Source organism: Microbacterium sp. (assembly GCF_031988965.1).
In the GTDB taxonomy this organism is placed as follows: domain Bacteria; phylum Actinomycetota; class Actinomycetes; order Actinomycetales; family Microbacteriaceae; genus Microbacterium.
Genome location: NZ_DALZXX010000133.1, coordinates 1 through 3652 on the forward strand (window position 1 = coordinate 1; position 3652 = coordinate 3652).

The following is a 3652-nucleotide window of genomic DNA, read 5'->3' on the forward strand; positions in this document are numbered from 1 at the left end:
GGTCATCATCGGCGTGCACACGTCGTGGCGCCCCTGCACGATGACGGCGGGGATGTGGCGGATGCTCTCGACGCCGGCGATCAGCTGCCCCTCGGTCCACCAGCCGCGGTGCACGAAGAAATGGTTCTCGATGCGCGCGAACGCGGTGGCCGTGCGCGGGTCGGACATCGACTCGATCTGCGCGGCATCCGGTCGCAGCGTCACGGTCGACGCCTCCCAGCGCGACCACGCGACGGCGGCCGGCTCGTGCACGGCGGGGTCGGGATCGAAGAGACGGCGGTGGTACGCATCGATCATGTGAGAGCGCTCGAGCACCGGGATCGGAGCGAGGAACTCCTCCCACAGATCGGGGAAGAGCGCTGCCGCACCGCCCTCGTAGAACCACTCGAGCTCTTCGCGACGCAGCGTGAAGACGCCCCGGAGCACGAGCTCGCTGACGGCCTCCGGATGCGCCTGCGCGTAGGCGAGAGCGAGGGCGCTGCCCCACGACCCGCCGAAGACCTGCCACGCCTCGATGCCGAGATTCCGGCGCAGCAGCTCGATGTCGGCGATCAGGTGCGCCGTCGTGATGAAACGCAGGTCCCCGTCGGGAGCACTCGCGTGCGGGGTGCTGCGACCGCATCCGCGCTGATCGAAGAGCACGATCCGGTACCGCTCCGGATCGAAGAACCGGCGCTGCCAGGCCGACGTGCCGCTCCCCGGGCCTCCGTGCAGGAACACCACGGGCTTGCCCTCGGGGTTGCCGCTCACCTCCCAGTAGACGCGGTGACCGTCGCCGACGAGCAGCTCCCCCGTGTCGTGGGGTTCGATCGGCGGATACAGCGCGTCGAGGTTCATGCCTCCAGCCTCACAGGTCACCGGCCGAGGCGGTGAGAGGCTCGGCGCACGTGTCGAGACCGTACTTGTAGCCGGTCGCGAACCATGCCTGACGCTGGGCGCTCGTGCCGTGCGTGAAGCTCTCGGGATTCACGAAGCCGGACTGCTCCTGGATGTGATCGTCGCCCACGGTGTACGCCGCATTGACGGCATCCTGCAGTTCCGCCTCGGTCGGCGTCTGGAGGTACGGGACGCCGTTCTTGTCGGTCTCCTGCGTCATCTGACCGATCCACGCTCCGGCGTAGCAGTCGGCCTGCAGCTCGATGCGCACGCCGTTGCTGTCGGGACCGGTGCCGTTGTTCGGATACCGCTCCATGTCGCCGGTGATGTACTGGATGTGGTGACCCCACTCATGGCCGACGATGTACAGCTGGGCGAGGTTGCCGGCGGATGCGCCGAACTGCTGCTGCATCAGCTGGAAGAACGACGGATCGATGTAGACGGTCTCATCCGGCGGGCAGTAGAACGGACCGACCGCGTTCGACGCCGTACCGCACCCTGTCGCCGTCGCCCCGTCGACGATGATGAACCCCGGGGCCCGGTAGCCGTCGACGTGGTCTTCCCAGAAGCCGTCGAGCGCCAGTTGTGAGCTCGCCACCCGGCAGTCGACGTTCTCGTTCGCGTCCTCGCCGGTCAGACAGTTCTCGATCACACTGCCCTCCGACGGCTCCGCTCCGCCGCCGGTGCCGCCTCCCCCGCCGAGCAGACCCGTCAGGTCGATGCCGAGCAGGGGACCCGCGATCAGGGCGATGATGCCGAGCAGCCCGACGCCACCCGCCCCGGCGACCACGGCACCGCGTCCGCGGCGACGGGCGGTGTTTCCGGAGACATCGGCGTCGGGATTGAAGGTCATGCCATGAGGGTACTCTGCACATCGTCACCCCGGAGCGCGCGGTTCTTCGCGGGTCGCCCTCATCTCCGGTCACACCGGCATCCTGGCGACGTAGGCTCGTGTCATGACGACCACGATCACCATCACCGGCGCAGGCGGACAGATCGGGTACGCGCTGCTCTTCCGCATCGCCGCAGGAGACCTGCTCGGCCCGCGCGAGAGGGTGCGGCTGCGGCTGCTGGAGATCCCTCAGGGGATCGGTGCCGCCGAGGGCGCGGCTCTCGAGCTGCAGGACGGCGCCTTCGGTCTGCTCGAGCACGTCGAGGTCACCGACGACCCCGCCGTCGGCTTCGACGGCTGCGATCTGGCCCTTCTCGTCGGCGCACGTCCGCGCGGACCCGGAATGGAGCGCGGCGACCTGCTGGCCGCGAACGCCGGCATCTTCGGGCCGCAGGGCGCGGCGATCGCCGCACACGCCTCGTCGGACGTGCGGGTGACCGTCGTCGGGAATCCCGCGAACACCAACGCTCTCATCGCCTCCGCCTCGGCCGACGGCGTGCCCGCCGAGCGTTTCACCGCGCTGACGCGACTCGATGAGAACCGCGCAAGGGCCCAGCTCGCGCAGACTCTCGCGGCGCCCGTCGACACGATCAGGCGTGTGCCGATCTGGGGCAACCACTCGGCGACGCAGTTCCCCGACGTCTCGCACGCGACCGTGGCCGGACGCCCCGTGACCGAGGCGCTCGAGGCGATCGTCGGCGATGTGCCGGCCTGGCTCGCCGACACCTACATCCCGCGGGTCGCCAAGCGCGGGGCGGAGATCATCCAGGTGCGCGGCTCATCGTCTGTCGCCTCCGCCGCGAACGCCGCCCTCGACCACGTGCGCGACTGGGTGCACGGCACCGAGGACTGGACCTCGGCGGGTGTCGTCTCGCACGGCGAGTACGGTGTGCCCGCCGGACTCATCTCGTCGTTCCCGGTGCGGGCCGTCGACGGCGAGTGGCAGATCGTCGAGGGCCTCGAGGTGAGCGAGTGGGCACAGGCGCGCATCGACGCGTCGGTCGCCGAGCTGATCGAGGAGCGCGACGCGGTCAGGTCTCTCGGGCTCCTGTGAGCAGTCCCCGTTCCGGCCGCTGACAGGGCAGAATGGATGCCGGAGGTGCGCGATGAGCGAGACGATCGATCCACTGAAGACCGCGGCATCCGTCGATGAGGCGCTGACCAGCCCGCTGCATCTGCCGCACGCCGCAGCGGAATGCCCGAAGTGCTTCACCGAGCTGCAGCAGAACCGCGATTTCTGGTCTGCCCGCCCCGACGGCTCTCGACTCGTGGGACTCGTCGTCTCACGCGAGGGCATGCCGTCGGTCGTCGAGCAGCGCGACGACCTGACCCGGTTCGGAGTCCCCATCGAGGGCTTCCGTCACCCGGCCCCCGACATCCTCGAGAGCTGGAGCGACCGACTGTCGCGCCTCATCGCGACGCTGAACAAGGGCGACGTGCTCGTCGTGGCGAACATCAACGCCCTGGGACGCGACGCCGACGAGGGCGTGCGCGCCGCCGCCGAGCTGCGCCGCCACGGCATCATCGTCAAGGTGCTGAGCCACGACGCGCGGCACCTCGCCGACGCGGTGCGCTGAGCTGAGCTGACACGCGAAGGGCCCGCCGACATCGTCGGCGGGCCCTTCTGCGTTCATGGCTGGTCGATCACTGGTACTTCGGCGGCACCCACAGGAGCTGAGCGGACACGAGCCCACGATCGCGGCTGACGATCTGCGCACGACCGGGGATCGCGGGAATCGCCTTGACCTTGCCGATCAGCTGGCCCTCCTCCGGGCTGCCTGAGAGCAGGATGCCGGTCGCGCCGAGGTCGGTCATGCGCTGGATGATCGGGTCGTAGGCGGCGCGGCTCGCTCCACCGGTGCGACGCGTGAGGATCACGTGAAG

Annotated in this window: 5 protein-coding genes; 2 read left to right on the plus strand and 3 right to left on the minus strand. The window is 69.6% G+C overall.

The annotated features are described in order from the left end of the window. Window positions 1-837, minus strand: an 837-nt coding sequence (gene pip, locus RTM68_RS15445) for a prolyl aminopeptidase (protein ID WP_312172570.1), incomplete at its 3' end; no start/stop codon positions are given. A gap of 10 nt (window positions 838-847) precedes the next feature. Then, complete coding sequence (locus tag RTM68_RS15450) at window positions 848-1729, minus strand: neutral zinc metallopeptidase (RefSeq protein WP_312172573.1); 882 nt, start codon at window positions 1727-1729, stop codon at window positions 848-850. A 103-nt stretch (window positions 1730-1832) separates the two neighbouring features. Between RTM68_RS15450 and RTM68_RS15455 the strand changes: the two genes are divergently transcribed. Then, window positions 1833-2822 carry a malate dehydrogenase gene (locus RTM68_RS15455; RefSeq protein WP_312172575.1) on the plus strand — a complete coding sequence of 330 codons (990 nt, stop codon included), beginning with the start codon at window positions 1833-1835 and terminating at the stop codon, window positions 2820-2822. 52 nt (window positions 2823-2874) lie between these two features. Further along, on the plus strand, window positions 2875-3345 hold the full coding sequence (locus tag RTM68_RS15460; protein WP_312172577.1) for a recombinase family protein: 471 nt from the start codon (window positions 2875-2877) through the stop codon (window positions 3343-3345). 67 nt (window positions 3346-3412) lie between these two features. Here the strand turns inward: RTM68_RS15460 and RTM68_RS15465 are convergent. Further along, window positions 3413-3652: hypothetical protein (locus RTM68_RS15465; protein WP_312172580.1), on the minus strand; the 240-nt coding region annotated here is incomplete at its 5' end.